General features: G+C 52.0%; 4 protein-coding genes. 3 read left to right on the top strand and 1 reads right to left on the bottom strand.

Going from position 1 to position 2,731, the window contains the following annotated elements:
- The coding region (locus PKH29_09640) for a hypothetical protein (GenBank protein HNX15096.1) at positions 1 to 203 on the top strand (203 nt) is incomplete at its 5' end.
- On the opposite strand, the gene PKH29_09635 is transcribed toward PKH29_09640, so the two are convergent.
- Entirely contained in the window at positions 190 to 1,059 is an 870-nt protein-coding gene (locus PKH29_09635) for an AraC family transcriptional regulator (protein HNX15095.1), read from the bottom strand. The genes PKH29_09640 and PKH29_09635 overlap by 14 nt on opposite strands.
- Positions 1,060 to 1,224: 165 nt before the next feature.
- Between PKH29_09635 and PKH29_09630 the strand changes: the two genes are divergently transcribed.
- Both PKH29_09630 and PKH29_09625 read left to right on the top strand, forming a co-directional pair.
- Entirely contained in the window at positions 1,225 to 1,587 is a 363-nt protein-coding gene (locus tag PKH29_09630) for a cupin domain-containing protein (GenBank protein HNX15094.1), read from the top strand.
- Between the two features lie 46 nt (positions 1,588 to 1,633).
- The gene (locus PKH29_09625) at positions 1,634 to 2,566 is read left to right on the top strand and encodes a Gfo/Idh/MocA family oxidoreductase (protein ID HNX15093.1); all 933 of its coding nucleotides are present in this window, start codon (positions 1,634 to 1,636) and stop codon (positions 2,564 to 2,566) included.
- Positions 2,567 to 2,731 lie beyond the last annotated feature (165 nt).

Raw genomic sequence — 2,731 nt, 5'->3', positions numbered from 1 at the left:
AGAAGATAAAACCGTTTGCTTACTCATCCTGTGTTTCCGTGGAAAGAGAAGATAATACCGTTCAGTTAACCGCATCTTTTCCGTTGGAAAGAGAAGATAAAACCGTTTGGGAAACTTTTTCTTTTCCGTCGGAAAGAAGCGTTCACAAAATCCGTAAACCAAAGCCCATCCGTACGGATGGGCTTTCTTTTAATCCATGTTAAGCAAATCGGATTGATGCCCCTGTCTAAACTGCGACGGGGTGATTCCGGCTGCCTTTTTGAAATATTTGCTCATATTGCTCTTTGAGCTGAAATTCATCTTTTCGGCGATTTCGGACAGGCGCAGATCGGTGTTCAGTAACATCATTTTCAGCGTCTCCGTGCGTTCGTGGGCGATAAATTCTTTGAGCGGCATTCCGAACCGGCGTTTAAATTCCCGTGAGAGGTGTTCGCGCGAAACCCCGAGACGATACGCGAGTTCATTGACGGTCGGGTTCGAGGCGATATCGCGGATGATTGTGCTTTTGGCGTTCAGCAGCAGCGCTTCCATCGGGGGTGTTTTTTCATTCGAGCCGATTCGCCGGTAATACAAAAGCGCCGAAAAGAGTTCCGCGAATAACTCTACCGCCTCATCGCTGCGCACGACCATTCCGGCGTTCCATTTCGAGTCGTCAAGCATCTGTTTGACAAACGGATGCTCAAGCGGGAGATCGAAAACCGGGCCGTATTTTTTGATGAATTCGGCGGCGACTTCGCGGCTGTTCCCGCAGTTAAAACAGAGCACAATGCCCTCCCAGAGCCCGTCTGCGTCGGGGGGATAGCGGTATCCCGCTTCGGGATCGTTGATGATATTCAAAAACCCCTGCCCCGGTTTGGTGCGGTAGGTCTTGTCTCCGATCCAGGTCTCGCCGCAGCCCGCAAGCGTATAGTGAAAAATGCAGTGCTGTTCGTTTTGCCGGAGTTTACCGCTTGAAAAATACGCCGCATTATTCACGAAAATGTGAAAGAACTCGGTGATGCGGGGCATGGATCTGACCGGGTCGTCGGTGGTCACGATAAAACGGATGTCATCCATCATAAAAATCACATCACATTCGGAATGCCGTTATCATATAATGACGGTTTACACGGCGTTATCACGGCATTATAATGGGCTTGATAACGCAGAAATACTTTAATTCGAGCGTTATCGCATAAATCAGATATATCACATAATTAATATTTATACAAGGAGGGTTTTATCATGGGTGACAAATTCATGAACACGTTCGAGGAGATCAAAGGCGGTCCGGCTGCTGAGTGCCATGGCGGAAACGGCGTGCTTTACTGCCGGAATATGCTGAAGGGCATCCCGAGCGAGAGTTTTAATTTCTTTCACCACGATATCCTGAAAAAGGGCGTCTCGATCGGCGAACACCCGCATACCACCGAGGAGATCTGGTACCTGACCGAAGGCGCGGGCACGCTTTATTCCGACGGCGCGGCCTACCCGTTGAAGGCGGGCGATTTTTCGATCTGCCTCAAAGGCCATTCCCACGCGTTCACCGCCACGTCCGATGAGGACTGCGTTTTGATCGTGGTCGGCGTCAAAGAGAAAGCCGAATAGATTTAAATTCGGAAAGGATGACGAACTCATTTTAAAACTCGGACTGATCGGGCTCAAGGGCGCGATGCACACGCATTTGAAGTCGGTTCAAAGCAAACCCGACAAAATGATCTGTTACGCGATCAGCGACAATAATAAGGATGTGCTTTCGCGCGAAACGGCCATTCTGCCCGGCGTTTTCGCATACAACGATTACCGTGAAATGCTGAAACTACCCGAGCTCGACGCGGTCATCATCGCGACCCCGCACGACACCCACAAGCGCATCTGCGTCGACTGTCTGAACGCGGGCAAGCATGTTTTGATCGAAAAACCGCTTGCGCCCTCGGTCTCTGAATGCCGCGAAATTTGCGCAGCTGCCGAGAAATCCGGAAAAGTGCTCGCGGTCGGCCATAACGAACGGTTTATCCCTGGCTACGCGAAAATCAAAGAAATCCTCGACAGCGGCGAACTCGGGCGCATTTTCGGCGCGCGCGCCGACCACTACCAAAATTTTAATCCGCGCGAGGGCTCGTGGTGGAAGAGCAAAGATAAAATCGGCGGCGGCTGCGTGATGGGTTCGGGAATTCACCGGCTCGATCTGCTCCGGTGGTATATCGGCGAAGTCGCAGACGTGAAATCGCATTCGGTCGGCGTGCCGTTCCGCTTTGACGGCGAGGTGCTGAACGCCTCGGTGCTCACGTTCGAAAACGGTGCGATCGCCGAGTTTTTCTGCAACTGGGGCGTCTACCGCTACCCGGTCTTCGAGACCCTCTCGATTTTCGGAGAAGAGGGCATGGTCTGTTTCGACGGCGAGAAGCTGTTAAAATCGACCCGCGCCTGCCCCGAGCTCACCCCGGTTGACCCGGGCTTCTGTCCCGATCTGATCGGTCATTTTTACGACTGCATCGTGACCGGCAAAAAACCGCTCGTCGACGGGTATGAAGGAACGAAAGCGGTAGAGATGGTCGAAAAGATCTACGATGCCGTTGATCGATAACCGGACAAATATCCGGCCAAAAGCAAAAGCGCCCGCAAAGGGCGCTTTTGTATGTACCGGATTTTGTTTAAAACATTTTTTTGACTGAGCCGAGCAGGTCGCCGGCCTTACCGGCCGCAAGCTTGGCTTTTACTCCGTCGACAAGCGCTTTGATCTTGTCGTCAG

This window comes from Oscillospiraceae bacterium (assembly GCA_035353335.1).
In the GTDB taxonomy this organism is placed as follows: Bacteria; Bacillota; Clostridia; order Oscillospirales; family JAKOTC01; genus DAOPZJ01.
Note: the sequence above shows the minus strand (reverse complement) of the source record. Positions and strands in the feature narration are given on the sequence as shown.

What these genes read in the sequence shown, in the direction of transcription:
- PKH29_09635 (HNX15095.1), bottom strand. Translation starts at nt 1,059, where the DNA reads ATGATGGATGACATCCGTTTTATCGTGACCACCGACGACCCGGTCAGA.
- PKH29_09630 (HNX15094.1), top strand. Translation starts at nt 1,225, where the DNA reads ATGGGTGACAAATTCATGAACACGTTCGAGGAGATCAAAGGCGGTCCG.